The organism is Vibrio cionasavignyae, assembly GCF_050337155.1.
GTDB classification, from domain to species: Bacteria; Pseudomonadota; Gammaproteobacteria; order Enterobacterales; family Vibrionaceae; genus Vibrio; species Vibrio nomapromontoriensis.
This window is the reverse complement of record NZ_JAKJSR010000035.1, coordinates 20,876-44,135: the sequence shown is the minus strand read 5'-3', so window position 1 is coordinate 44,135 and position 23,260 is coordinate 20,876. Positions and strand designations below refer to the sequence as shown.

The 23,260-nt window shown below is 44.6% G+C and carries 28 protein-coding genes; 19 read left to right on the top strand and 9 right to left on the bottom strand.

The features are described 5' to 3' along the window. Positions 1-3 precede the first annotated feature (3 nt). The 4 genes from dapF (at position 4) to yigB (ending at position 3,280) form a co-directional block, all read left to right on the top strand. Complete coding sequence (gene dapF, locus L4D74_RS23545) at positions 4-834, top strand: diaminopimelate epimerase (RefSeq protein WP_428754849.1); 831 nt, start codon at positions 4-6, stop codon at positions 832-834. A gap of 122 nt (positions 835-956) precedes the next feature. Then, positions 957-1,658, top strand: a complete 702-nt coding sequence (locus tag L4D74_RS23540; protein ID WP_428754848.1) for a DUF484 family protein — start codon at positions 957-959, stop codon at positions 1,656-1,658. Then, positions 1,636-2,553, top strand: a complete 918-nt coding sequence (gene xerC / locus L4D74_RS23535; RefSeq protein WP_428754847.1) for a tyrosine recombinase XerC — start codon at positions 1,636-1,638, stop codon at positions 2,551-2,553. The genes L4D74_RS23540 and xerC overlap by 23 nt, the downstream gene beginning before the upstream one ends. Before the next feature lie 10 nt (positions 2,554-2,563). Beyond that, entirely contained in the window at positions 2,564-3,280 is a 717-nt protein-coding gene (gene yigB / locus L4D74_RS23530) for a 5-amino-6-(5-phospho-D-ribitylamino)uracil phosphatase YigB (protein ID WP_428754860.1), read from the top strand. A 124-nt stretch (positions 3,281-3,404) separates the two neighbouring features. Here the strand turns inward: yigB and L4D74_RS23525 are convergent, their stop codons facing one another. Together L4D74_RS23525 and L4D74_RS23520 are read right to left on the bottom strand one after the other, a co-directional pair. Then, positions 3,405-4,034 (bottom strand): tRNA-uridine aminocarboxypropyltransferase, encoded by a 630-nt coding sequence (locus tag L4D74_RS23525; RefSeq protein WP_428754846.1) that lies wholly within the window; start codon positions 4,032-4,034, stop codon positions 3,405-3,407. Between the two features lie 2 nt (positions 4,035-4,036). Further along, positions 4,037-5,065 (bottom strand): COG3650 family protein, encoded by a 1,029-nt coding sequence (locus tag L4D74_RS23520; RefSeq protein WP_428754845.1) that lies wholly within the window; start codon positions 5,063-5,065, stop codon positions 4,037-4,039. A gap of 41 nt (positions 5,066-5,106) precedes the next feature. Here L4D74_RS23520 and L4D74_RS23515 point away from each other — a divergent pair, with 41 nt between their 5' ends. After that, positions 5,107-5,565, top strand: coding sequence for an EVE domain-containing protein (locus tag L4D74_RS23515; protein WP_428754844.1), 459 nt, complete (start codon positions 5,107-5,109; stop codon positions 5,563-5,565). 178 nt (positions 5,566-5,743) lie between these two features. Here L4D74_RS23515 and L4D74_RS23510 read toward each other — a convergent pair whose 3' ends face one another. Together L4D74_RS23510 and L4D74_RS23505 are read right to left on the bottom strand one after the other, a co-directional pair. Continuing rightward, a complete protein-coding gene (locus L4D74_RS23510) occupies positions 5,744-6,574 on the bottom strand; it encodes a Cof-type HAD-IIB family hydrolase (protein ID WP_428754843.1) in 831 nt (276 codons plus the stop codon). Between the two features lie 163 nt (positions 6,575-6,737). Next, complete coding sequence (locus L4D74_RS23505; RefSeq protein WP_428754842.1) at positions 6,738-7,727, bottom strand: alpha/beta fold hydrolase; 990 nt, start codon at positions 7,725-7,727, stop codon at positions 6,738-6,740. 113 nt (positions 7,728-7,840) lie between these two features. Here L4D74_RS23505 and rhtB point away from each other — a divergent pair, with 113 nt between their 5' ends. Both rhtB and L4D74_RS23495 read left to right on the top strand, forming a co-directional pair. Further along, on the top strand, positions 7,841-8,458 hold the full coding sequence (gene rhtB / locus L4D74_RS23500; RefSeq protein WP_428754841.1) for a homoserine/homoserine lactone efflux protein: 618 nt from the start codon (positions 7,841-7,843) through the stop codon (positions 8,456-8,458). An 18-nt stretch (positions 8,459-8,476) separates the two neighbouring features. After that, a complete protein-coding gene (locus tag L4D74_RS23495; protein WP_428754859.1) occupies positions 8,477-9,703 on the top strand; it encodes an EAL and HDOD domain-containing protein in 1,227 nt (408 codons plus the stop codon). 31 nt (positions 9,704-9,734) lie between these two features. Here the strand turns inward: L4D74_RS23495 and L4D74_RS23490 are convergent, their stop codons facing one another. Both L4D74_RS23490 and L4D74_RS23485 read right to left on the bottom strand, forming a co-directional pair. Beyond that, positions 9,735-10,760: an amidohydrolase family protein gene (locus tag L4D74_RS23490; protein ID WP_428754840.1), complete on the bottom strand. Its 1,026-nt coding sequence runs from the start codon at positions 10,758-10,760 to the stop codon at positions 9,735-9,737. 69 nt (positions 10,761-10,829) lie between these two features. Further along, positions 10,830-11,150, bottom strand: coding sequence for a DUF2500 domain-containing protein (locus L4D74_RS23485; RefSeq protein ID WP_428754839.1), 321 nt, complete (start codon positions 11,148-11,150; stop codon positions 10,830-10,832). A gap of 260 nt (positions 11,151-11,410) precedes the next feature. Here L4D74_RS23485 and L4D74_RS23480 point away from each other — a divergent pair, with 260 nt between their 5' ends. From L4D74_RS23480 to L4D74_RS23465, 4 genes are all read left to right on the top strand, one after another. After that, positions 11,411-11,782, top strand: a complete 372-nt coding sequence (locus L4D74_RS23480) for a DUF4145 domain-containing protein (protein ID WP_250619609.1) — start codon at positions 11,411-11,413, stop codon at positions 11,780-11,782. Between the two features lie 897 nt (positions 11,783-12,679). After that, the gene (locus L4D74_RS23475; RefSeq protein ID WP_428754838.1) at positions 12,680-13,309 is read left to right on the top strand and encodes a lysoplasmalogenase; all 630 of its coding nucleotides are present in this window, start codon (positions 12,680-12,682) and stop codon (positions 13,307-13,309) included. Positions 13,310-13,397: 88 nt separating this feature from the next. Further along, on the top strand, positions 13,398-13,634 hold the full coding sequence (locus L4D74_RS23470) for a YecH family metal-binding protein (RefSeq protein WP_428754837.1): 237 nt from the start codon (positions 13,398-13,400) through the stop codon (positions 13,632-13,634). A gap of 59 nt (positions 13,635-13,693) precedes the next feature. Beyond that, positions 13,694-14,278, top strand: a complete 585-nt coding sequence (locus tag L4D74_RS23465) for a YhgN family NAAT transporter (RefSeq protein ID WP_428754836.1) — start codon at positions 13,694-13,696, stop codon at positions 14,276-14,278. Positions 14,279-14,375: 97 nt separating this feature from the next. Here the strand turns inward: L4D74_RS23465 and L4D74_RS23460 are convergent, their stop codons facing one another. Continuing rightward, positions 14,376-14,654 (bottom strand): DUF1145 domain-containing protein, encoded by a 279-nt coding sequence (locus tag L4D74_RS23460; RefSeq protein ID WP_428754835.1) that lies wholly within the window; start codon positions 14,652-14,654, stop codon positions 14,376-14,378. Further along, positions 14,651-15,250: a 16S rRNA (guanine(966)-N(2))-methyltransferase RsmD gene (gene rsmD, locus L4D74_RS23455; protein ID WP_428754834.1), complete on the bottom strand. Its 600-nt coding sequence runs from the start codon at positions 15,248-15,250 to the stop codon at positions 14,651-14,653. Before rsmD ends, L4D74_RS23460 begins: the two co-directional genes overlap by 4 nt. A 211-nt stretch (positions 15,251-15,461) precedes the next feature. Here rsmD and ftsY point away from each other — a divergent pair, with 211 nt between their 5' ends. The 6 genes from ftsY (at position 15,462) to glpG (ending at position 21,186) form a co-directional block, all read left to right on the top strand. Continuing rightward, on the top strand, positions 15,462-16,736 hold the full coding sequence (gene ftsY, locus L4D74_RS23450; RefSeq protein ID WP_428754833.1) for a signal recognition particle-docking protein FtsY: 1,275 nt from the start codon (positions 15,462-15,464) through the stop codon (positions 16,734-16,736). Positions 16,737-16,845: 109 nt separating this feature from the next. Continuing rightward, complete coding sequence (ftsE, locus tag L4D74_RS23445; RefSeq protein ID WP_428754832.1) at positions 16,846-17,517, top strand: cell division ATP-binding protein FtsE; 672 nt, start codon at positions 16,846-16,848, stop codon at positions 17,515-17,517. After that, entirely contained in the window at positions 17,507-18,466 is a 960-nt protein-coding gene (gene ftsX / locus L4D74_RS23440) for a permease-like cell division protein FtsX (RefSeq protein ID WP_428754831.1), read from the top strand. Before ftsE ends, ftsX begins: the two co-directional genes overlap by 11 nt. Positions 18,467-18,730: 264 nt before the next feature. Further along, positions 18,731-19,588: an RNA polymerase sigma factor RpoH gene (gene rpoH, locus L4D74_RS23435; RefSeq protein WP_250619600.1), complete on the top strand. Its 858-nt coding sequence runs from the start codon at positions 18,731-18,733 to the stop codon at positions 19,586-19,588. Positions 19,589-20,029: 441 nt separating this feature from the next. Then, on the top strand, positions 20,030-20,356 hold the full coding sequence (gene glpE / locus L4D74_RS23430) for a thiosulfate sulfurtransferase GlpE (RefSeq protein ID WP_428754830.1): 327 nt from the start codon (positions 20,030-20,032) through the stop codon (positions 20,354-20,356). Further along, positions 20,353-21,186 (top strand): rhomboid family intramembrane serine protease GlpG, encoded by an 834-nt coding sequence (gene glpG / locus L4D74_RS23425; protein ID WP_428754829.1) that lies wholly within the window; start codon positions 20,353-20,355, stop codon positions 21,184-21,186. Before glpE ends, glpG begins: the two co-directional genes overlap by 4 nt. Positions 21,187-21,263: 77 nt before the next feature. On the opposite strand, the gene L4D74_RS23420 is transcribed toward glpG, so the two are convergent. Then, positions 21,264-21,671: a flagellar basal body-associated protein FliL gene (locus L4D74_RS23420; RefSeq protein WP_428754828.1), complete on the bottom strand. Its 408-nt coding sequence runs from the start codon at positions 21,669-21,671 to the stop codon at positions 21,264-21,266. Positions 21,672-21,831: 160 nt separating this feature from the next. Here L4D74_RS23420 and L4D74_RS23415 point away from each other — a divergent pair, with 160 nt between their 5' ends. Continuing rightward, positions 21,832-22,371, top strand: coding sequence for a chorismate lyase (locus L4D74_RS23415; protein WP_428754827.1), 540 nt, complete (start codon positions 21,832-21,834; stop codon positions 22,369-22,371). Next, positions 22,371-23,225, top strand: a complete 855-nt coding sequence (gene ubiA / locus L4D74_RS23410) for a 4-hydroxybenzoate octaprenyltransferase (RefSeq protein WP_428754826.1) — start codon at positions 22,371-22,373, stop codon at positions 23,223-23,225. The genes L4D74_RS23415 and ubiA overlap by 1 nt, the downstream gene beginning before the upstream one ends. The last annotated feature ends 35 nt before the right edge of the window (positions 23,226-23,260 follow it).

Below are 23,260 nucleotides of genomic sequence, written 5' to 3'. Positions count from 1 at the left end.
ACTATGCATTTCCATTTTTCTAAAATGCACGGATTGGGTAATGACTTTATGGTCGTAGACTGCATTACTCAGAATGTGTTTTTCTCGCCAGATCTCATTCGCCGCCTAGCGAATAGGCATACGGGAGTGGGTTTTGATCAACTATTAATTGTTGAAGCGCCCTATGATCCGGAAACGGATTTTCATTACCGCATTTTTAATGCCGATGGCAGCGAAGTGGAACAATGCGGCAATGGAGCGCGTTGCTTTGCTCGTTTTGTACAGATGAAAGGGCTAACCAATAAGTACAGGATCAGCGTTAGCACTAAGAAAGGGAAAATGGTACTCAAGTTAGAAGAGAATGACTTGGTTACCGTTAACATGGGTCAGCCAGAGTTTGAGCCAAGTAAAATCCCATTCAAAGCGAAGCAGAAAGAGAAAACGTACATTATGCGTGCCGAGGAGCAGACTCTGTTTTGTGGTGCGGTGAGTATGGGCAACCCACATGTTGTGACGGTGGTCGATGATACCGATACCGCCAATGTAGAGAAGTTGGGGCCATTACTTGAATCACATGAACGTTTTCCAGAGAAAGTGAATGCTGGATTTATGCAAGTTGTGAACCGCAATGAGGTTAAGCTACGAGTCTACGAACGTGGTGCTGGGGAAACCCAAGCTTGCGGAAGTGGTGCTTGTGGCGCGGTTGCGGTTGGTATTGTACAAGGATTACTGGACGAAAAAGTTACGGTTCGACTCCCTGGAGGCGACTTGAGCATTGCGTGGCAAGGTGAGGGGCACCCATTATTTATGACAGGTAGCGCAACCCATGTTTTTGATGGGCAGATTTCCTGTTAAGCAAATTTCCAGTTAAGCAATAACCCATTATACTAATGGCGGACCCCGTTTTCGGGTCCGCCATTTTTTCGTGTCTTCATTAATGAATGACAAGTAGAGACAAAGAATCAAAGGGAAGCATTTTGTCTGAGTTTGAAGCTGATCACCTAACGGCAGAAGTGGTCGCACAGTATCTATTCGATCATCCGGATTTTTTTAAAGGTAGAGAAACCTTAGTGGAAAAGCTAGCGCTTCCACACCAACAGCAAGGCGCCGTCTCATTGGTTGGAATTCAACTGCAGCGACACCGTGAGCGGATTGAGGCATTAGAGGAAGAAATTACCACCCTAATGTCGCTCGCAGCACGCAATGATAAGACGTTTTATGAATTTATGTCGCTGCAAGAAAGTCTGTTGAAATGCCGTGACTTGCAGAGTGTACTGAGAGCCATTACGCAAACCGCGCTTGACTTAAACCTCAAGGGTTACGTCAAGCTACTCAATACTGAAAAAGGTGGTGACTCGTTATCAATGGAAAGTTGGCAGCGTTTTACGACCAATCACCTGAACGGTAAAGATGCTTACCTTGGTCGGTTAAGAAAGGCAGATAGAGAGTTACTTTTCGGTGATGCTAGCGTTCCTGAGCTTGGTTCGTACGTAGTATTACCCCTTAAACGCCAATTTGCTCAAGGCTTTTTAATCTTTTCTAGTGAAGATGGCGGCCACTTCCAACCTGATATGGATACGTTATTCCTAAGGCATCTTGCCTTGGTGTTGTCGTATTTGTGTGAGAGTTTAGAGTGGCGTCAACTTGAGGAAGACAATGTCAGACCAAGTACTGCCTAACTGTTTGCAAAAACCGTTAGAGCGCTTTTACGAATATTTGCGCAGTGAGAAAGGGCTTAGCCTTCATACTCAACGAAATTATCGTCAGCAATTAGAGACCATGGGTGTCCACCTTTATGAAATGGGGGTGAGTGATTGGACTCAGGTCGATGCCGGTTGGGTTCGGCAATTAGCGGGTAAGGGCATGCGTGAAGGTATGAAAGCGAGCAGCATTGCTACTCGTCTGTCATCACTGCGGAGCTTTTTTGATTTTTTGATTCTTCGTGGGGAGCTGAACGCTAATCCTGCTAAGGGAGTGAGTGCGCCAAGAAAGCAGCGGCCATTACCGAAAAATCTCGATGTTGATGAAATGGCTCAATTGCTCGAAGTGAACGAAGAGGATCCTTTAGCCGTTCGTGACCGAGCGATTATGGAGATGATGTATGGTGCCGGGTTACGTTTAGCTGAACTCGTCGGCATTGACGTTAAACACTTGAATATGTTCAGTGGTGAAATTCGAGTGATTGGTAAAGGTGATAAAGAGCGCAAGGTCCCTTTCTCTGGTCAAGCCGTTGAGTGGGCAAAGAAATGGCTCAAGCTACGCGGCAGTATTGCTAAGTCTGGGGAACCCGCGTTATTTGTCTCAAAATTAGGGACGAGGATCTCCCATCGAAGTGTACAAAAAAGAATGGCGGAATGGGGACAGAAACAGTCTCTTGCTAGCCATGTTAGTCCACATAAGTTGCGCCACTCTTTTGCAACCCACATGCTAGAGTCGAGTAATAACTTACGTGCCGTACAAGAATTATTAGGTCATGAAAATATCTCGACGACGCAGATATATACCCACTTAGACTTTCAGCATTTGGCGCAAGCTTATGATCAGGCCCACCCCCGTGCGAAAAAGAAAAACTAAGGACTGAATGATGCATTTTTACCGTAGTGTGCCGACGATTAAGGCGATGACATTCGACCTTGATGATACCTTATATGACAATCACCCCGTGATCCGTAAGGTTGAGGAGCAAGCATCGCAGTGGCTGTATTCTCAGCACCCCATTAGTCAGCGTTGGGATAAAACACAGTGGCAAGCCTTTAAGTTTCAGTTGCTTAAGCAAAGCCCTGAGTTAAAGCATGATGTGACGCAGTGGCGTCAGCAACAGGTTTTACAGGGATTAATGCATTTGGGTTACGATAGGCAAAATGCTCAGAGCGCGGCTGATGAATTAATTCAGCGAGTACTTCTTTGGCGCAGCGATTTCGATGTTCCACATGAAACACATCAAGTTTTGCAACGTTTGAGTCAAGCCATGCCTTTGGTGGCTATCACTAATGGTAACGTTAATGTGCAGGCCATCGGGTTAACGCGATACTTTTCACTGGTGCTCAAAGCCGGTCCCGATGGGCGGGCAAAACCGTATGAAGATATGTTTGCTAAAGCTGCCGCACACCTTAATGTCGAACGCCAGCATATATTGCATGTTGGTGATCATGCCATTACGGATGTATTGGGAGCAAAGCGACATGGTTTCAGTGCGTGCTGGTTCAATGACCAATCAAGAAGTGCGAGAGCAACGCCTCGACTGAAAATCTTACCGGATATCGAAATTAATCAGCTAACATCGTTGCTGTCTTTGGTGTAGATCCAAGGCGCGCAGTATTCTTATTCGTTGCTTAAAATTATGAACTGCTTAAGGTTCTGATTAGGCAACGAATACCCCCTCATTTTCTTTCCCAGTTTTTCTTTTTATATCGAAGTCGGTTTATTTATGGTTTCTCTAAGCGATGACCACAGCGTTCGGCTTGATACCTTGCTAGGTAGTCTTTAAAAAAAGCGAGCATTGTTCGCGCTGTTTTGTCGCTTTCCAATTCGTTGATCATCTGAGCGACGACCTCAAAGGTACACAGGTTACCACTTTGTTGGTTTCGTCTTAGTTGGTATTGCGAAGACTCAGGCGCGGTAATGCTGACTTGAGGGAGCGCTTGTAACCAATCACTTCTGTTCAACATCTTCTTCGCTTCTTGCCAAGTGGCATCTAACAAAATGAAGTGGCTCCCACGTGGATGCTGTGATTGCCATTGAGCCAAAGGAACACTACTTTCTGAAGGAAATACCAAGACAGGAGTGGTATTTCCTTCATTTTCGCACACGGAAGGATCTTCTTTAGGGGCGATATATGACGGGATTGGCCCTTTTCGTTGCCATATCTCAATATGGGTATTGGGCAATAATTGTTTGACGATTTGTCCAGTGTTGGTGGCGCGCTTAGTCTCATTAGGGTGAGTCAATAGCGTGATGGTAAGATCACTGGTGATCGTAGGGATCGCGTCGCAGTAACAGTTATGTTGAAAGCCACAACGTACACACGTTGTGGCTAGGCATGGGGATTGATTCATCTTCATTGGTTCTTATAGAGTCTTAGGCCACCATTACTTATTGGATAGAGGATATTCCCTACCTTTTCTTCCGTTGCGACCAGTGAGCCTTCTTCTTGGGTAAAGATGCGCTGAGACACTAAGTACTGCTGCTGGTGGCGGGTCATCACTACTTGTACTTGTTGGTCATTGAGTTGCTGCCAAAATCCGCGCTCTTCTGTAGCAGGAGATTGGTCGGCGTAATCGTAGCGAGTAATGGCAGTGTGATCGGCATTAAGAGTCATTGAGACGGTAAAGCCAGTGTTCTCTGTTGATTGTGCAGTATAGGTGTTGACCCAGCTTAGTGTGCGATCGCGGTTGGATACGGTCGCGCATCCCTGACGAGGTTGATCATCCATCACTAAGGCGGCGCTCCATCCATACACACTGTCACTCATGGTGTCGTTACACAGTTTACTGGTCATCGTGAGATTGGCATCATCAAACTCATAACGACGAGTGTTTTGGGTGATCTGCTTGGATTCAAGTTCCAGTGTTTGAGGGTCATTACCCATTTGGCTAAATTGAGCCATTTTTGATGTATTGAATTTTAAATTCCAAAATGGTTCGTTACCTAACACTTGAGTGGGCCGCAACGGTTGGTCACAGCGGTTGGGGTTCTCTGCCGTGATCAGGTTGACTTGTTTAACAACAAATCGACCCGTGTAATCAGAATCAAACCCGCGGTGACTCGGCGCTTCTAAGTGACCAATCACTTCCGCATAAAGGGCTTGATAGGGCGTGCGAGACAACTTCTCTGCCGCTTCTCGTGCCTCTTTCGGCAGTTCAAGCCAATACTGTTGGGTACTGCCACAGGGTTGAATGGTTCGAGATTCATGACCAACGATCGCTTGTCCTCTTAGGACGTAGCTTTGTGGGGTAATGGTTTCTGGACGAGAAAGCTCCGCTTTAAGTGGCGTGGTGGACGACTCATTTGACGTTGTGTTGAAAGATGAGCACGCTTGCAGTATTAATACCAGTGGAACGGCGAATGACAGTCGTGACATTTTCATTGGATACTTTCCTTCGTCAGTAGATTTAAGTAAGGACTATTATGGCATATTGGTTGTTTAAAACGGAGCCAGATGAATTTTCTATTGATACATTACGTGTCCAAGGCTCTTCCTGCTGGGAAGGCGTACGCAATTATCAGGCTCGCAACATGATACGAGATGAGATGAAAGTTGGTGACCATGTCCTGATCTATCATTCATCCTGTAAAACGATTGGTGTCGCTGGCGTTGCAATCATTACTAAGGCGGCTTACGTTGACCACTTTCAGTTTGATCCACAGAGTGATTACTATGACCCGAAGTCGACTCGAGATAATCCGCGTTGGTTAATGGTAGATATTGAATTTGTCGAAAAGTTCAATCGCGTACTTCCATTGAGCACCCTAAAAGCGATGCCGGAATTGAGTGATATGCCATTGGTGAAGCGAGGAAGCCGATTATCAGTGATGCCGGTGTTGCCGGATCAGTGGCAGGCGATTCAGCGCCGAGTCTCTCGTTAACGGAAAAATAGTGCATTACAAAACGCGGCACGAACGACAGTTTACTCGGTTATTACTTGGAAGTCGGGTTGGCGTGGTCTGGATAAGACATCCATTAGCTAAAAAATAGCGAGAGGAAAATACTCCTATGCTCTAAACAGGTGACCAAACCTATAGGGGGAGCACAGGAGTAGTATTGCTAAGCGCGTGCGAGAAGGTGCTGTTTCAGGTACTCAGCGACTGCGTCGTCGGCATTCGTGCCAATAACTTGGTTATTTGGCAGGGCTTTCTTTACTTTCTCGTGAGCATTTTCCATCACAAGGCCTTTACCTGCCATGGTCAGCATTTCAGCATCATTCATACCATCACCAAAGGCGATGCAGTGTTCAAGCCCTAACCCCAGAGTTTCAGCGACCGCTTTTAGTGCTTCACCCTTGGACACTTCCTTTGCCATCACTTCTAAACACCATGGTGTAGAGAAAGCAATGTTGAGAGTGTCGCCCAACTTAGCGCGTAATGTGTCTTCAAACTGTACTAGGTGCTCGTGATCATTATTGGGGTGAGTCACGAAAATTTTTGCGATACCTTGTGTCGGTGCACGGTTAGCATCAAACAACTGGTAGTTAAACCCAGTTTCACTGTGGAATTTCGCGAAGTACTCATCTTCTTGGCTTAGTAGCCACTTCTCATCTTGATACATATGAATAAACAGCTCATTGTCTACTTTAAATTCGTCGACAATGCGTTGAACCAGCGACTCAGGAATATCTTGGCTATAGAGCAGGTTATCTTGCTGATCATGCACACGTGCCCCGTTAGAGGTGATCATATATGCCGGAATGCCGACTGATTCACGAATACCCGCGACATCTACATGGTGGCGACCTGTTGCGAAAATGAATGTGTAGCCTTTGTTGTGTAATTCTTTAAGTGTTTGCTTGGTGTTGCTGCTGAGCAAGTGGTTGGGAGCAAGTAGTGTTCCATCTAGGTCAGAAGCAACAATACTGATCGAATCGTGATTAAGCGTCATAGGTCTCTCTAATAGGTTATGGTCATAGGCTAAGAAGTGAGCCTCATGGGTATTGTAGGGTAAATCATCTAATAAAAAGAGGGTAAAGAGGAAGTGTAAATATTTCCTCATTTGCTAGGCAGTGAGGAAATATTATGGGCAGTAAATACGGTTATTTGCTGACTTATGGTTGGCAATTGAAGAATTGTAAAAGGGCATTTATCGCTTGATTGCGGTACTCATCTTTCTCAAATAAAACTTCATGCTTGGCATGATTCACAGTGAGCATTTCCGCTTGGCTATTGGTTTTTTGTAATCGCGCCATAAAGCGTTGTTGTGCTTGATTGCTAACAATAATATCGCCTCCTGCTTGCAATAACAGTAGGGGGATTTGTATTTGCCTTGTTTGTTGAATGCACTGTTTTGCCGCCATGAGACCTTGCCAAACCCAGCGGGTACTTGGGCCACCAATTTTTAGCTCTGGTTTGAGTTCATACAGTTCTCTAAACCAGTGGTAACGCACTCTACTTTGTGACAAAGGGTTAATATCGAACGGCTTGGCGACATAGCCCTGATAGCCTGGTGCGTACGTTGGTACAGGGTGTATTGCCGTCATAATCTGAGCAGCAGTGATAGCAAATGGTTTTAAGTAGGGAGGTACATTTACGCCATACATGGGCGCGCTTAGGGCGATTTTATCAAAATTATGATTCGCTCTCGTTTGAATATATCGAGTGGCAATGGCCCCTCCCATGGAGTGTGCGAGTAAGTGGCGCTCTTCGTAGTCGTTGAGGTCGAATTGTTCGAGTATGAGCTGCATATCATCAAGGTAGTCGGAGAACTCGCCGATATGACCCATTTCTGGATTCGGTGCTAAGTGCGTCGATAGCCCTTGTCCACGGTGATCAAAGGAGTAGATGTCATAGCCAAGCTGGAAAAAATCGTAAAAGAGTTCTTGATACTTCCACGCGGACTCAATTCTGCCATTAACGACAACCAGAGCTTTTTTATGCTCAGGGCGGGTTAGTTTACACCAGTAGAGAGTGGTCCCATCTTTGGCTTTCTTTTGGCCTTCGTGTCGGCTCGCCCAAAACGCGGCAATTTGTGAGTGAATAACTTGCTCAAAATCTTGCTCTTGAGTATAAGGAACGTTAATTAAATTGGTATCGGTCATGAATTAACCTACAAGATAGTGTTGATGCCTCTATTGACGACCAGTTAGATTTCGTCGAAAACAGAATAAATACTCTTTTGCTGATAAGAGTAAATCAGTCGTAAGGAAATGCAATGGATTATCATGTTTGGCTTGCTTATGTTGTCACGGCGATTGTGTTCAGTCTCGCGCCAGGCTCAGGTATGGTGAATTCAGTCAGTAATGGCATTAATTATGGTACTCGGAAATCTCTTACGGCTATTTTAGGCCTACAGATTGGTTTGGCTGTTCATATTATATTGGTCGGTGCGGGTATCGGAGCGCTCATTGCCAAGTCAGCAATAGCATTTACCATTATTAAATGGGTAGGCGTGGTGTATTTGATTTGGTTGGGGATCCAGAAGTGGCGTGATACGTCGAGCCTAGCCGCTGATGCATCACATGATGCGAGTAGTGCGGGCGCGCTGCTACGTAGCGCGGTGTTTATTAACTTAACCAACCCCAAATCGGTGGTGTTCTTAGTCGCGTTATTTCCTCAGTTCATTGACCCTGCTGGTAATCAAGTCACGCAACTTATGATTTTGGGAGCGACAACGGTTGTGATTGATGCCACCGTGATGCTTGGCTACACGTCGCTGGCTTCTCAGATGGGACGCTATATTCGTTCTGGACGCATTATGGCTAAAATTAATAAGTTGTTTGGCTCGATGTTTATTGGCTGTGGCGCATTACTTGCCGCCGCGAAGTCGTAAAGGCTACGCATTGTGAATATGAACCCCACGTATGTCGCTCGTCAGCCGATTTTTAATGCTCGGCGCCATACGTTGGGTTATGAATTGTTGTTTCGAGATGGGGAGCGTAATGCATTCCCTGGGCATATTGAAGCGAACAGAGCAACTTATCGACTGATTACCGAAAACTACCTTTCTCTTGGTATGAACCCTGAAATAGCCTCGTCCCGATGTTTTATCAATTTCCCCCATCAAAGTTTAACCCGACGTTTGCCATTGATGTTACCTAAAGACAAGGTAGTGGTGGAAATACTGGAAACTTGTACGCCAGATCAAGAGTTGTATGAGGCGATTCGTGAGCTGTATCGTGCGGGCTATACGATTGCGCTTGATGATTTCGTTTACACCCCGGCTTGGGAGCCCTTTTTACCCTTTGTGCAAATAGTTAAGCTCGATATTATGGCGATGGGCGTGGAGAAAGCGTGTGCCTTTGTCAGGCGGCAGAGAGGTAAGGGCAGTACTCGTCACTATCTTGCGGAACGAGTAGAAACTGAACAGGAGTTCAAACTTACTAAGCAGGCCGGGTTTAAGTTTTTCCAGGGTTTTTTCTTTAGCAAGCCTATCATGCAAAAGCAGGTCTATATTAGCGCTGAACAATTGGTCGCGATGGAGTTGTTTCAGCAAGTCTGCCTACCTGAGGTTGATTTTGACAAGGTAGAACGTATTGTGGCGAAAGATGTTGTGCTGTCTTATAAACTACTGCAGTTCGTGAATACCATGAACCCCAGATTAGAAACAGAAATCGCCTCTTTTCGCCAAGCGTTGATTTACCTTGGTCAAGACAAGCTAAAGTTGTTTGTTTCCTTGACGGTTGCGTCATTCATTTCCCATACGAAGCCGAAAGCGTTATACGGGTTGTCTCTTCAGCGTGCGCAATTTTGTCGTTTAATGACGAAGCATGCACCGTTTTCTCAGTATCGGGATCAAGCCTTTATGATAGGGTTGTTTTCCATTCTCGATGCCTTGATGGACCTTTCTTTGGAAAAGCTGATTCAGCAGCTACCGTTATGCTGTGAAATTAAAGGGGCTTTGTTGCAAAGACAAGGGCCTTATGGTCAGTTGCTCGCATTGGAAGAGTGCTTTGAAGCGGCAGATTGGAACGGTATGGAGAAACACAGACAACAGCTGGGCTTAACCCAGCAAGCTGTGTATTCTGCTTTAGCTGACGCGCAGCGTTGGAGCCAAAATGTGCAGGCGGTGCACTAGCTAGCACACCATAGCCTGTGGAGGTGAGAACTTAATGACTACCTTTTCTATTGGTCTTTGGCAATACCGATAACATATTGCTATAGGCTACTTTTTGCGCGATATGATTTGGCAGTGCTGATAGCACAGGCCCCCATGTCTTGAGCGCCGTTTCTTGATAACCAAATGTGCCGACAACATCACTGCCGACCATAAACCGTTCTGGGTACGCCTCTATGAGGGATACCCAACGTCTATCTAATTTCCCCTGTGGCATGACGACATCAATTAATGACCATGACGCCAAAATATAGAGGTTATCGTGCTCACTAAGTAACGAAGTGACGGTCTGATAGAGAAAGTTCATATCTAAATGGCGTGTGAGTGTGCTGGTGGTTCCAGCATGAGCCCATAAAAAACGAGTATCAGGGTGTTGCTGCAACGCTTCTTTAAGTTCATTGAGATAGAGTGGCTCGTTTTCTCGCTGCGATGTGATGTTGGCGTGCAGCAACACGGGAAGGTCATGTTTGGCGGCTAATTGATAAACTTTGTTTAATGCTGGGTGGTTCGCCCTTGGTTTCTCACCCGAGGTGAGTGCCGTGAGGTGATCGTGACGAGTGATGACTTCACCAATACCTTGCCAAAAGTTAGGCCGAAAGGCCAGTTCACGCTCTAGGTACTCGACAGCATTGAGGTCTGTGGTATTAAAGCCGCTTAAAAATGGATGAAGGCGATTCTGTTGAGTTTTCGGTAATGATTCTATTTCCCGTGCGATGAGTTCGTCAGTGTGAGAGTAGTAGTAAACGGGGGCGTCATCACCATACACAAAGCGCGGTGCTTTGGGCTGAGAGAGATCCCACTTTTTGATAACTGGTAACCCCATCACATAGGCGTGGTCAATATCGAGCGCATCCATGTTCTCAATGAGAGCAGGCGCGCCTGCAGAGCGTTGGAAATAGTCGACAAGATGAACTTCAGCATCGTTGACCTTACCTTGATAAGTCGCACTACAACCCGCAGATGCGTAGGCGAATAGGGCCAATAGCCACCATGGTTGACAGCGATTCTTTAGCTGCATGAGTTTACGTCCTTGTGGGGTGGGAACTCTAAGCTAGCATGACTTGTTTATAGGGTAAATTTTTTAACATTAGCGAGTCAGTGAGAAATGCAAAAATTTAGTGCCTTGATAGGTAAGTACACCTTTATCCCCTGGTGAGAGGTGGTGATAGTAGTGAACGCCGATCTGAAATTCACGCTTAGGTCCAAACCTGCCTTTTTGAACATAAATCCAGTATTCATCTTCTTCTGTGGGATCCGAGGCGACCACGACTTGCTTATCTAAGATGGTGATAAGTGTTTTTTGTTCAGGGGCGTTGATACCATGAGTATGCTGACGCTGAGTTTGTAGGAATAGAAACACGGTGATAACAATTAGCACCGCCACGGCAATAACTAAAGAAAGGGGCATGTTTATCTCCAAACTCAAAATCTGATGGAATAAAGATCGCATAAAATACGCGGAAAATAAGGACAAATTTAACTTACAGTATGAAATTTGGGGTCATATCACACAAAATCTCTGCGACTTAGGCTTAAATCTTTACTTGAATTTACCGAACCGTTGTCGAAATTCTGATACAAATAGATAACAATAAAAGAATGAGTACACAGGGTACTGACCAGCGATCGTTCAGTTCCACATATTAGGCTGGTTGTGGAGGGAAACATATGTCAGATATTGAAAGCGTGGTAATCAAAACGCGGCGCATTGAAAAGTTATTGAGACAACAATATCGAGCGGATGGAAAAGGGTTACACCAACTGATCACTAGCTGTGAAGAACGGTTACCTCATGATGTGGTTGGAAAGCTGCGGTATATCGCGACTATTCGTAATAAAATTGTTCATGAAGAAGACTATAAGCTTGATGATAAACAAGGCTTTATGCGTGCATGCGCTGAATGTGAGCAAGAATTGACACCAAGGAGCAGTCGATTTATTTGGCGGACAGCAGTGTGGCTGATGGCACTGATTACCTTACTGGCCATGGGCTTCTATTACGTTCATTGGGAAAAAGTACTACACATTTTGTCGAAATAAATTCTATTAGATACAAAAAGGGCCGCTTGATAGCGGCCCTTTTTGTATCTAATGCAATGGTAATTAGTAAAGCATCGGCAGTGTCATTAGACCTACTACGACGGCGATCATCACTAATCCTTGCTTTTGAGAAGATGAAATCATAACACTGCTCCTTTATTAATTCTTCAGTATGTAAATTAGAATAGCATTGTTTTTAGTGCTTTTGCAACTATTACTTTAGCTAGCTTTTGTTTTTGACAGTTTACTATCTTAATTGTGGCTATTTTTACAAAAGAAACAGTGTTTTTATCTTGGTGTTAATTTGTTCTTTATTGTCTTTGGCTTTAATTTGTGTTTTAAGTTGTTGTTTTGTATTGATTTAATTGGTGGTTTTTATTGTTTGAATATTGTCCTTGTTGTTTTGGGGTTTTGGTCTATGTAGCGTTTGGATTGCTGTTTTATAGCTTTTGTTTATTGAGTTTTTGGCATATTCTCACAGTTTGAGAGTTTGTAATCTATAGAGATAGAAATTAAGAAGAGAAAAGTATAGCTTTATGGAGGTGTTTGCTCTCACGGCTGTAGCTTTGACTTAATCTAAATAATTGCCATTAAAGTCAAATTAAAACATGTAGTTATAATTACCATTAGGTTTGTGTCTTTACCTGAAGGTGCCGCTTAACGGCCCAAAGTAGTCGGGGCTAAATTTCCCATATGGCACTTTATTTTAAACGCGCAAGGCAAACGTTTGCTATTTATTTGCGGTAAAAACCGCTTACTCACACTCCTTTGGAAAAAACGACGGCTGTCAATTTGGAACTTATTTAATTTAAGACAAGTCCAACTTTTCGGCCTAATGACTGGACATGAAAGTCGAGCTTCTTACACTGGTTTCGATAATAAGAAACAGGTGTGATTATGTGGAGTTGGCTTGCGGTAGGTTTATCGTCTTTGCTGTTTATTTATGCTGTTGAAAAGGGCGACACAAAGCGAACTATTACGTTCAGTGTGATGACGCATGGCTTGTTGTTAGCGATATTGTTGGGCTCTGAGGGCATCAGTGACTATCAATTATGGTTGTCATTAGGCTTAGCGCTATTTTTGATCAGTGATGTCGGGTTGTTGTTGGATCGCTTCGGTCGAGCAAGTTTTGTGGGTTACGTTATTGCGCAGTTGGTGTATAGCATAGGGCTATGGGGAGAGGTTCAAAGCCATTTTGTTCTTTGGTTACCCGCGCTACTACTATGCGTTGCCATCGTGACTTTTTTTCTTTTGTTACCTCGTTTGGACTCCTTTCTGCTTCCTGTTGCTATCATGGGCTTATCATTAGTCAATGTTGTCTGCGCCGCAGGCGAAGCGTGGTTGAATCACTCTGACTGGTCTTCTTTGCAGGCATTTATTGGTACTTTATGTCTTAGCGTATCAGCCATGATGTGGGCGCTGGGCAAGTATCACTTTAAAAATATTCGAGCACGATATGGTATTTCTGGAAGCTACTATTTATCACATGCACTTATTGTGGCGTCGGCCATTGCGCCAAGCTTGTGAGTTTTATGACAGTGGTTTGCGATAGATCATTTCAAACCATGGGTTGTCGGGTAATACTCCGCACTACGATTAAAATGGGGATACTAGAATGACCACAGCAATTCATGCACACAAAGTACTTAACCTTCTGCGTGAAAAGCCAATGTCTCGTGATGAGTTAGTGAGCTTGGTAGAGCAACAGTTTGGTAAGGATGCAGAGTTTCGCACGTGCAGTCGCGAGGGTTTTGATTTGGAAGCTTTGCTTAGTTTCTTCATTGAAAAGCAGAAAGTGATCGAACAACAAGGTGTGTGGCAGCTCAATATTGAGCGCGTTTGTTCTCACTAAACGAGAAAGCATAAGCCTGCTATACTCACGCGAAATTCTCTCGCGAGCAGGCTTTACTCATGGACATACTATCCGCAGCGACCATGCTATTTCTTATCATGGACCCGCTTGGCAATCTTCCCATCATACTTTCTATATTGAAGCATTTAGACCCTAAACGTCGACGTAAGGTGCTGATACGGGAATTGTGTATCGCTCTCGCGATTTTAATGCTGTTCCTCTTTGCAGGAAAAAGCATTATGAGCTTTTTACATGTTGAACCAGAAACATTGAGTATTTCTGGCGGTATCATTCTGTTTATCATTGCGATCAAGATGATTTTCCCACAAGCAGGGAGTGTGACAGGCTTAGCAGCAGGCGAAGAGCCGTTTATTGTTCCGATGGCCGTTCCCATGCTGGCAGGACCTTCGGTTATTGCTTCTATTCTACTACTCTCGACACAACACCCCGATAACTTAAGTGAGTTATCGATGGCGGTACTACTTGCTTGGGGGGCGACATTTTTCATTTTGATGTTCTACAATTTTTTCCACAAGCTTTTGGGAGAGCGTGGTCTAAAAGCGGTAGAGCGCCTGATGGGGTTATTGCTGGTAATGATTTCAACGCAGATGTTCTTAAACGGTGTCAAAGGCTATATTGGATAGTCGGTGGGTCAATCCGAACCGTGGGGACGGGTAAAATAGGCCTGCTGTCTATGAATGCTCTATCAATAATAAGAAAAAGCCGCTTCAGCGGCTTTTTTTACATCATATGTTTACGGCGTATATCGAGTAAGGCAAAGATACCGAAGGCCAAAATGGAGTATTTTTCCCACGTACTGAGCTTGAGATGCTCGCCGAATGCGCCCAAAAATATCGCCATTTGCACACCATGCATGATGAACAAAAAGGCGGTCATGATGTAAAGTCCGATCGCACCTTGGCGATCAACGAAGCCGTCAAAGGCGCCAAAAATATTGAGGATTAAAATTAACCAGATAAAAGCAAAGGCTATCTTGGCCAGTTTAATGAGTATGTTCATTCGTGGTTCCTTTTAAAAAGTCGATAACAGACTTGCCCTGCCGTTTTTTCTTTGAGTAAATCCCAATTTCCAGGAATGGCATCTAGAGTCAATTCTTTTTCAGTCTCAATATAAACTAACGCATTTTCACTCAACCAGCCATTCTGTTCCAGTAATGCGACAGTTTCTGGTAGTAAGCCCTGACGAAAAGGAGGGTCGATAAAAACCAAATCGTGTGGGCTGCCAGCTTGGGTAAGAAAAGTCAGGGCACTGGTGTTGTGGAGACGAATACTATCAGCTTTGAGTAGCGCAGTGTTGCTCACTAATTGCTGATAAGCCTTATTATTTAACTCAATCATTTGAACTTGGCTGGCTTGCCTTGATGCGGATTCAAAGCCAAGGCTTCCAGAACCAGCAAAGAGATCCAACACGTGCGAGTGTGGGACATCTTGCGCCAGCCAGTTAAAAACGGTTTCTTTCACTCGGTCGGTGGTTGGGCGCAGACCCTCGGCATCATGGACGGGAAGTTTTCTACCACGCCATAGTCCGCTGATAATACGCACACTCCCCATTGGGGCAGATTTTTGTGATGGAGTTTGCTTGCGACGTTTAACCATAGATTTTTTGACCGACAATAAAGTGATACTATACGTAGCCCTACGAAGAGCTTAAGTTAATAGTGACGAAGTGTACCAATCTCTGACGAAATTTTTCACTGCTTTGTTATATTTATTTTAGAGAGATTTTTCGCATTTAGCGATGCGTTGACCGACTTTGGCTTTGACCCGATTTAAAACATTTGAAAGACAGCATTCAGGATAGTTTCAGATGACAGAAAAGAAAAAACGCGGATTACTTTCTTGGCTTGGTTTTGGTGACGAAGAGTCTCCCCAGCAGAAACCGCAACAGCAAGATGAGCAACTGGAAAATGAACCGCTTCTTGAGCAGATGCCTCAAGAGCCAGTGGAAAAAGATGTTGTCGACGATGAATCGCTGAAACAGCCTGCAGAAGCAGAAGCAGAAGCAGAAGCAGAAGCAGAAGCAGAAGCAGAAGCAGAAGCAGAAGCAGAAGCAGAAGCAGAGCATGTTGACGAAAGTGTTCAGATAACGGCTCAGGCGAGTGTTCAAGAAAGTGAAGAAGAAAGCGTTCAAGAACGTATTCATGAACAAGAAAAACCAACAGAGAGCTTCTTTGCTCGTCTTAAGCGTAGTTTAAGCCGTACTAAAGCGAATATTGGTGCCGGCTTCTTTGGTTTATTTAAAGATAAGCAAATTGATGACGACTTGTTTGAAGAGTTAGAAGAACAACTACTGATTGCCGATGTTGGCATGGACACCACGTCCAAGATCATCGGTAATTTAACAGAGAAGGCATCGCGTCGTGACTTAAAAGATGGTGAAGCCCTGTATGGTTTACTAAAAGAAGAGATGGCCGAAATTCTTAGCCATGTTGAAAAGCCACTGGAAATCGATACGACTAAAACACCGTATGTCATCTTGATGGTTGGCGTGAATGGCGTGGGGAAAACCACGACCATTGGTAAGTTGGCAAAACAATTCCAAGGGCAAGGCAAGAAGGTCATGCTAGCGGCGGGAGATACCTTCCGTGCCGCTGCGGTAGAACAACTGCAAGTATGGGGTGAGCGTAATAACGTTCCCGTCATCGCTCAGCATACCGGTGCAGACAGTGCTTCGGTGATTTATGATGCGATTGAAGCGGCGAAAGCGCGCGGGGTGGATGTTGTCATTGCTGATACCGCAGGTCGATTACAGAATAAATCGAACCTAATGGAAGAGCTGCGTAAAATTGTTCGCGTGATGAAAAAAATTGACGATTCAGCGCCGCATGAAATTATGTTAACGCTCGATGCTGGTACCGGACAAAACGCCATAAGCCAAGCCAAGCTATTTAGTGACGTTGCGCCATTAACGGGTATTACATTGACCAAGCTAGATGGTACTGCGAAGGGCGGCGTGATTTTTGCTATTGCTGATCAGTTCCAAATCCCTATTCGTTACATTGGGGTCGGGGAAGGTATTGATGACCTTCGCCCGTTTGAGACTCAAGACTTTATTGACGCGTTGTTTAGCCGAGATGAATAAGCGAATACCTGCAAGGTGAACGCTATCAGCGACAAAGGCAACGGATAATAGGGATGCATGCATAGCATCCCTTTTCAACATAGAATATCCAGATCAGAGGAATGATTCGGTGATCAAATTTGAGCAAGTGAGCAAGGCCTATCGAGGTGGACGACAAGCCCTTCAAAAGGTCGACTTTCACCTGAAACGAGGTGAAATGGCATTTCTAGGTGGTCATTCTGGTGCCGGGAAAAGTACGCTACTGAAGTTAATTTGCGCATTGGAGCGCCCGACGGATGGTCGTATTTTGTTTAATGATCATGATATTAGTCGTATTCCTCCGAAAGATATTCCGTTCTTACGTCGTAATATCGGCATCGTTTTCCAAGATCATCGCTTACTCATGGATCGAACCGTGTTTGATAATGTGGCACTACCCATGCGTATAGAAGCGATCGCTGAAAACGAAATTAAACGTCGTGTTTCTGCTGCGTTAGATAAAACAGGCTTATTAGATAAAGCGAGATGCTTGCCAAGCCAGTTATCTGGTGGGGAACAACAGCGAGTGGGCATCGCAAGAGCGGTGGTCAATCGGCCTACGATGCTGCTGGCTGATGAACCTACAGGTAACTTAGACCCAGAGTTGTCAAACAAAGTATTGCAGTTATTTGAAGAGTTTAACCGAGCTGGTGTGTCTATTTTACTGGCAACGCATGACATTCATCTTGTGCGCTCTCGCCCGCAGTATCGCTATCTCGAACTTAACCAAGGTTTCTTAAGTGAGGTGAGTGATGGTGTTTAAACGTAAAAATAAACAGCGTCCCAAGAAGCAACGTTTGGCATCAGATGGCTTTTTTTCTGTGCATTGGAAACAAGCGAAGTCTTCGTTACAAGAGCTTTGGCTGCGTCCTCTTGGCAACTTGTTAACGTTGGCTGTTATTTCTATGGCACTCACGATGCCAGCTTGTTTGTATTTGCTAGGTAAAAACGTCGCGGTTGCCGCTGGCGATGTGACGAGTCACTCGCAGGTGACAGCGTACATAACTACGGGCGTACCCGATGCTCGGGTTCTGGTTTTAAAGGATGCAATAGAAGGTTGGGAAGAAGTTAAAGCCGTTGAGTACATTACCCCTCAACAAGGCCTTGCTGAGCTAAGTGAGCATTCTGGACTCGATCAGGCTATCAGTTTACTCGATGGTTATGCACTGCCAGGCGTTTTAGTTATTGAACCTGCCAATACCAGTGTTGAAACCGATCGTAGTCTGGTATCAAAGTTACGAACACAATCGGATGTGACGGATATTCGACGAGATGAAGATTGGTTAAGCCGCTTTGACGCGATCAAAACATTATCTTCAACACTAGTGATTACCTTGTCGGTTCTAATGCTAGCGTCGGTCTTTCTTATCGTGGGTAACACGCTACGTTTCAACGTATTGGCCAATAAAGAAGCCATTCAGACCATGAAGTTAATCGGAGCGACAGACAGTTATATCTTGAGACCTTATTTATACTCCGGTATGTGGTTTGGTTTCCTTGGCGCTGTGATTGCATGGCTATTAACCGCGTTGATTACGATCGTCCTTAATCGAGCCGTGACGGATTTAGCCACGCTTTACGATAGTGATTTTAGGTTGATAGGGCTGAATTGGGATGAAACCTTATTAATCCTCATGATTGGCGTATTTCTCGGTATTTGCGCGGCGCGAATTTCAGCAAAGCGTCATTTAAAAGAAATTGAACCGGTTTAATGTAAGCAGGTCTTAATGAAAGTGGCATAGCGGAATTCATAGAGCGACGAGCAATCGGTGGAGTATTCAACCACATAGCAAGATGAACGTCGCAAATATGTCAGTAATACCTATTAATGAGTGAAAATTAATCGTCTTTTGCTCTTGTTTAGTGCAACTGATTATGCATAATTACAACCCCCTTCTTGAATCTCTATTGGATTAGGTTCAGTATTGTTGGGTTAAGAAGGTGTTGTATCCCACTCAAAGTGAATGAGGAAGTGAATGACTAACCAAGCGTATTCAATGGCTTTAGTTACACAGGATAGCCTTGATGGCTATATCCGATCAGTGAACAGTTACCCTATGTTGACACCTGATGAGGAACGTGGGCTAGCTGAGCGATTACACTATAAAGGTGAAATTGATGCTGCGAAAGGGCTTATCCTTTCTCATCTTCGATTCGTTGTTCATGTTGCTCGTGGATATTCTGGCTATGGATTGCCAATGGCAGACTTGGTTCAGGAAGGCAACATTGGCCTAATGAAAGCGGTGAAGCGATTCAATCCTGAAGTCGGTGTTCGTCTTGTTTCTTTTGCTGTGCACTGGATTAAAGCTGAAATTCACGAATATGTGCTGAGAAACTGGCGCATTGTAAAAGTCGCGACGACTAAAGCTCAGCGTAAGCTTTTCTTTAATCTACGCAAATCTAAGAAGCGTTTAGGTTGGTTCAATAACGGTGAAGTTGAAACGGTTGCAAAAGAGCTCGGGGTAGAGCCCTCAGAGGTTCGTGAAATGGAATCTCGACTTGCAGCGCAAGATCCGACGTTTGAAATGCCAACCGATGATGATGATACTGGCGTTTCTTATACCGCTCCGTCGCTGTACCTCGAAGACCGTAGTTCTGATCTAGCTGACAATGTTGAAGCTGAGAATTGGGAAAATCACACCAATACTCGTTTAGGTCATGCACTATCAACGCTCGATGAACGTAGCCAACATATTGTCCGCTCTCGTTGGTTAAATGATAACAAGTCGACGCTACAAGATCTTGCAGACAATTATGGTGTCTCTGCGGAGCGTATTCGACAGCTCGAAAAGAATGCCATGAAGAAATTAAAGGCGGCGGTTGGCGAGTTCTAACCGAGTCCTTACTATTTTCGAAGGCCGCGATCTTATGATCGCGGCCTTTTTTATTGGGATCGAAAAAGGGATCGAAAAATCGATCGCAAACGTTATCTTCTCTTGTGGATAACTCTGTGAGGAAATTATTTGCCAGCTGTCAGAAAGCGGCGAGTAATGGTACTTTCAACGGCTTTATGCCTTGGGGATACCTTTTGCTTTACTCACAGCAAGATCAAGATCATTACTATATATAGTGGATCAAAAGATCAAAAAACACTTTATTCACGCAATCCACAGATTTACACACAGCTGGTGGTTTATTAAACGTTGGTGGATAACCTTATTGATTGTCAGTACTTTATTAGCACTGAATAGTGATAATATGGACACAGAGAAATCACTAATGAAAATCGTCATAATTTGTGTGATGAAATGCCAAAAAGATGAGGAACTAGCGTTATGGACCAGCTTCAACATATCGATGTACAGCGTGCCCAACAGTTACTAAAAGAAAATCCAGAAGCGCGCTTGGTCGATATACGAGATCCTCAAACATTTTCGGCAGCTCATGCACCGGGAGCGTTTCATCTGACTAATGATTCGCTTGTCGAATTTATGCGGGAAGTTGACTTTGATGCGCCTGTATTCGTAATGTGTTACCACGGCATTAGCAGTCAAGGTGCTGGTCAGTATTTACTTAATCAAGGTTTTGATGAAGTGTATAACGTTGATGGTGGCTTTGAGGCATGGCATCGAGCGGGTTTCCCTGTTGAGAGCTTGCTATGATTCGATTGATGACTCTTCAAAGCCCCAGAATGGGGCAAGCCTTTATTGACTACATGGCTACGAGGCAAATCGATATTCAAATGATGCCTGAGGGGAGTGGTCAGTTTGCCCTGTGGCTGATGAAAGATGAAGATAAACTCGAGACAGAAGCTGAACTCAAATTGTTTCTCGCCGATCCAGGTAATAGTAAGTATCAAGCCTCTTCTTGGGATATGGCAGAAACTCGTCGTAACCCTTTTCACTATTCCACGCCAAGCTTTCTCTCTATGCTCAAAGCAAAAGCCGGGGTCGTGACGTTAGGGATTATGCTGATATGCTCGGTTATTTTTGTGCTGCAGCAGGTTGGTCTCGCTCAAGCAATCTTTTCTGCGCTGCATTTTCCCGCCGAAGACGGTCAGCAATGGCAAATATGGCGTTGGTTTACTCATGGTCTATTGCATTTCTCTGCTATGCATATCATTTTCAACTTATTGTGGTGGTGGCAGTTCGGTGGAGATATAGAACAGAAACTGGGCAGTCGGAAGTTACTTGAAATCTTCTTAGTCTCCGCGGCGGTTTCTGGTACCGGACAATACTGGGTCGATGGTGCTAACTTTGGCGGCTTGTCTGGCGTGGTTTATGCGCTTGTGGGTTATCTATGGGTGATCACTTGGAAGCGACCAGATATTGGTTTAGAAATGCCTAGACCGCTCATTGGCTTTATGTTGGTTTGGTTAGTCTTAGGCTTTGTTCAGCCGTTTATGGCGATAGCCAACACTGCGCATCTTGCCGGATTAATTAGTGGTGCGGCGCTCGGTATGATCGATAGCGCTCGTTATAAGCGCCGCTGAGATTGACCATTTGTGAGGAACGTATTGGCTTGGAGCTTATTGGTATTGGAATCTATCGGTATTAGAATCGATAGCGTTTACTGATAAAGGTATTTAGTAAAAAGCAGATCCGCAATGACGGCTTTTCCTGTTTCAGCCAGAAGCAGGTTGTTCAATTTGTCGACTAATGCGTGACGTATTTCTTCTCGCCCGGAAAGTGATTTGATAACGTCGGCATTTTGTCGGCCAAGATGTTCAATAACCGCATCTCTAATGAGCGGCTGGTGGTGCTCAATAATGCCCAGGTCACCAGAGTCTGCCACCATGACATCAATGCGCACTTGAACGTAACCTAAGCGATTGCCTTTGGTAAAAAAGTTGGTCGTCAGCTCGGGCTCCAATGTGAAGTACGCCAGTGATGGCACAGGCTCTTCAGAAGCAAAGCTGGACATTGAAACAGTCAAGCCTAGCATTAGGAAAAACTGGGTTAGGTAACGTTTACGCATATTTCCCTCTTGGAAATCCCATTAAGCCGATATTACAAGCGATTAACTTTGTTACAATGGCGCAATACAGCCTGAGTTAATTCACTCATAGAGTGATACAATACGGCCACTCAATATAATTATGATTGTACGCGCTAAGCGCGTGTTATTGAATAGTAAAATGAATGATTCAGTTTCCGATTATTTAAAAGCCTTAAGCCAAGCTCGCTGGCAATCTCCAGATCAATTCCAGTCGATGAGTACGAATGTACTGCGATGGCTGACCGAACAGGGCTCATTATCACATCGCCTTAATGCTGAATGTGACCATTTGTCTGTTGAAGTGATCAGCAATACCAAAAGTTGCGCCGATAGAATAACCGAAGAAGAAATCGAACGGTTAGCACATGAAGACTGTTGGTTGCGTGAAGTAGTTTTGTTAGGGGATGAACAACCATGGGTCATTGGTCGTACGCTCATGTCATTATCGGCCATGGGACAAGGGGATTATGATATATCCCAACAAGGGGATACGCCATTGGGAGTGACGGTATTTTCAAATGCCGATACTAAGCGAGACGCGTTAGAAATCGCTCAAATTGCCACTTCTGAGGGCGTTTTATTTGCTCGCCGCTCTCGATTGTGGGTCGCCGGTCACCCCATTTTAGTCGCAGAACTCTTTTTGCCACATTCGCCTGTATATAAGAGGGAGAACGTTTGATGACCTCAACGAAAGCCAAGGCGTACTGGCAATTAACACGAATGGACAAACCCATTGGCACGTTACTGCTGCTGTGGCCAACACTATGGGCCTTGATTTTGGCTGCGGAAGGTATACCAAGTATTCATGTGCTTGTCGTATTTTGTCTCGGTGTCGTGATGATGCGCAGTGCTGGTTGTGTCATTAATGATTTCGCTGATAGAAATGTCGATGGGTTAGTGAAGCGAACTCAACACCGGCCGTTGCCGTCTGGGCTTGTGTCGTCAAAAGAAGCCATCGGTTTGTTTCTTGTGTTATCTATTGCTTCATTTTTATTGGTTCTAACCATGAACCGATTAACGATTAAATTATCGTTAATCGGTTTAGTCCTGGCGTTTATTTACCCGTTTATGAAGCGTTTTACCCACTTGCCGCAGCTCTTTTTAGGGTTAGCGTTTAGTTGGGCTATCCCAATGGCGTGGGCAGCTGAAGCCAATGAACTGCCGATGGTATTATGGTTTGTTTTTGCTTTGAATGCGTTGTGGACCATCGCTTATGACACCTTGTATGCCATGGTGGATCGTGATGATGACTTAAATGTCGGTATTAAATCGACAGCCATACTGTTTGGTCGCAGAGATAAACTGGCAGTCGGTGTGCTGCAAATGACTGTATTGGCGATGCTAATGGGATTAGGGTACTGGTATCAATTGAGCACTAGCTACTACTGGAGCCTGCTTGTGGTTGGTGCATTGTTTGTGTACCAACAATGGCTGATTCGACATAGAGAACGTAGCCTTTGTTTTCAAGCATTTTTGAACAATAACTATGTAGGCATGGCGATTACGATTGGGTTGCTGGTTTCTATGTGGTAAAGCGAAGTATGTGTTAAAGCAAAGTTGTCCAAAAG

Bases quoted from the DNA above. Each gene is read 5' to 3' on its own strand.
- L4D74_RS23470 (WP_428754837.1), top strand. From the start codon at position 13,398: ATGACCACAGCAATTCATGCACACAAAGTACTTAACCTTCTGCGTGAA.
- glpE (WP_428754830.1), top strand. From the start codon at position 20,030: ATGGACCAGCTTCAACATATCGATGTACAGCGTGCCCAACAGTTACTA.
- L4D74_RS23520 (WP_428754845.1), bottom strand. From the start codon at position 5,065: ATGAAAATGTCACGACTGTCATTCGCCGTTCCACTGGTATTAATACTG.
- L4D74_RS23510 (WP_428754843.1), bottom strand. From the start codon at position 6,574: ATGACGCTTAATCACGATTCGATCAGTATTGTTGCTTCTGACCTAGAT.
- ubiA (WP_428754826.1), top strand. From the start codon at position 22,371: ATGACCTCAACGAAAGCCAAGGCGTACTGGCAATTAACACGAATGGAC.
- rsmD (WP_428754834.1), bottom strand. From the start codon at position 15,250: ATGGTTAAACGTCGCAAGCAAACTCCATCACAAAAATCTGCCCCAATG.
- L4D74_RS23420 (WP_428754828.1), bottom strand. From the start codon at position 21,671: ATGCGTAAACGTTACCTAACCCAGTTTTTCCTAATGCTAGGCTTGACT.
- L4D74_RS23415 (WP_428754827.1), top strand. From the start codon at position 21,832: ATGAATGATTCAGTTTCCGATTATTTAAAAGCCTTAAGCCAAGCTCGC.
- glpG (WP_428754829.1), top strand. From the start codon at position 20,353: ATGATTCGATTGATGACTCTTCAAAGCCCCAGAATGGGGCAAGCCTTT.
- xerC (WP_428754847.1), top strand. From the start codon at position 1,636: ATGTCAGACCAAGTACTGCCTAACTGTTTGCAAAAACCGTTAGAGCGC.
- L4D74_RS23505 (WP_428754842.1), bottom strand. From the start codon at position 7,727: ATGACCGATACCAATTTAATTAACGTTCCTTATACTCAAGAGCAAGAT.
- L4D74_RS23475 (WP_428754838.1), top strand. From the start codon at position 12,680: ATGTGGAGTTGGCTTGCGGTAGGTTTATCGTCTTTGCTGTTTATTTAT.
- L4D74_RS23485 (WP_428754839.1), bottom strand. From the start codon at position 11,150: ATGCCCCTTTCTTTAGTTATTGCCGTGGCGGTGCTAATTGTTATCACC.
- L4D74_RS23490 (WP_428754840.1), bottom strand. From the start codon at position 10,760: ATGCAGCTAAAGAATCGCTGTCAACCATGGTGGCTATTGGCCCTATTC.
- L4D74_RS23495 (WP_428754859.1), top strand. From the start codon at position 8,477: ATGAACCCCACGTATGTCGCTCGTCAGCCGATTTTTAATGCTCGGCGC.
- L4D74_RS23515 (WP_428754844.1), top strand. From the start codon at position 5,107: ATGGCATATTGGTTGTTTAAAACGGAGCCAGATGAATTTTCTATTGAT.
- yigB (WP_428754860.1), top strand. From the start codon at position 2,564: ATGCATTTTTACCGTAGTGTGCCGACGATTAAGGCGATGACATTCGAC.
- dapF (WP_428754849.1), top strand. From the start codon at position 4: ATGCATTTCCATTTTTCTAAAATGCACGGATTGGGTAATGACTTTATG.
- ftsY (WP_428754833.1), top strand. From the start codon at position 15,462: ATGACAGAAAAGAAAAAACGCGGATTACTTTCTTGGCTTGGTTTTGGT.
- rpoH (WP_250619600.1), top strand. From the start codon at position 18,731: ATGACTAACCAAGCGTATTCAATGGCTTTAGTTACACAGGATAGCCTT.
- L4D74_RS23460 (WP_428754835.1), bottom strand. From the start codon at position 14,654: ATGAACATACTCATTAAACTGGCCAAGATAGCCTTTGCTTTTATCTGG.
- ftsX (WP_428754831.1), top strand. From the start codon at position 17,507: ATGGTGTTTAAACGTAAAAATAAACAGCGTCCCAAGAAGCAACGTTTG.
- L4D74_RS23525 (WP_428754846.1), bottom strand. From the start codon at position 4,034: ATGAATCAATCCCCATGCCTAGCCACAACGTGTGTACGTTGTGGCTTT.
- L4D74_RS23480 (WP_250619609.1), top strand. From the start codon at position 11,411: ATGTCAGATATTGAAAGCGTGGTAATCAAAACGCGGCGCATTGAAAAG.
- rhtB (WP_428754841.1), top strand. From the start codon at position 7,841: ATGGATTATCATGTTTGGCTTGCTTATGTTGTCACGGCGATTGTGTTC.
- L4D74_RS23465 (WP_428754836.1), top strand. From the start codon at position 13,694: ATGGACATACTATCCGCAGCGACCATGCTATTTCTTATCATGGACCCG.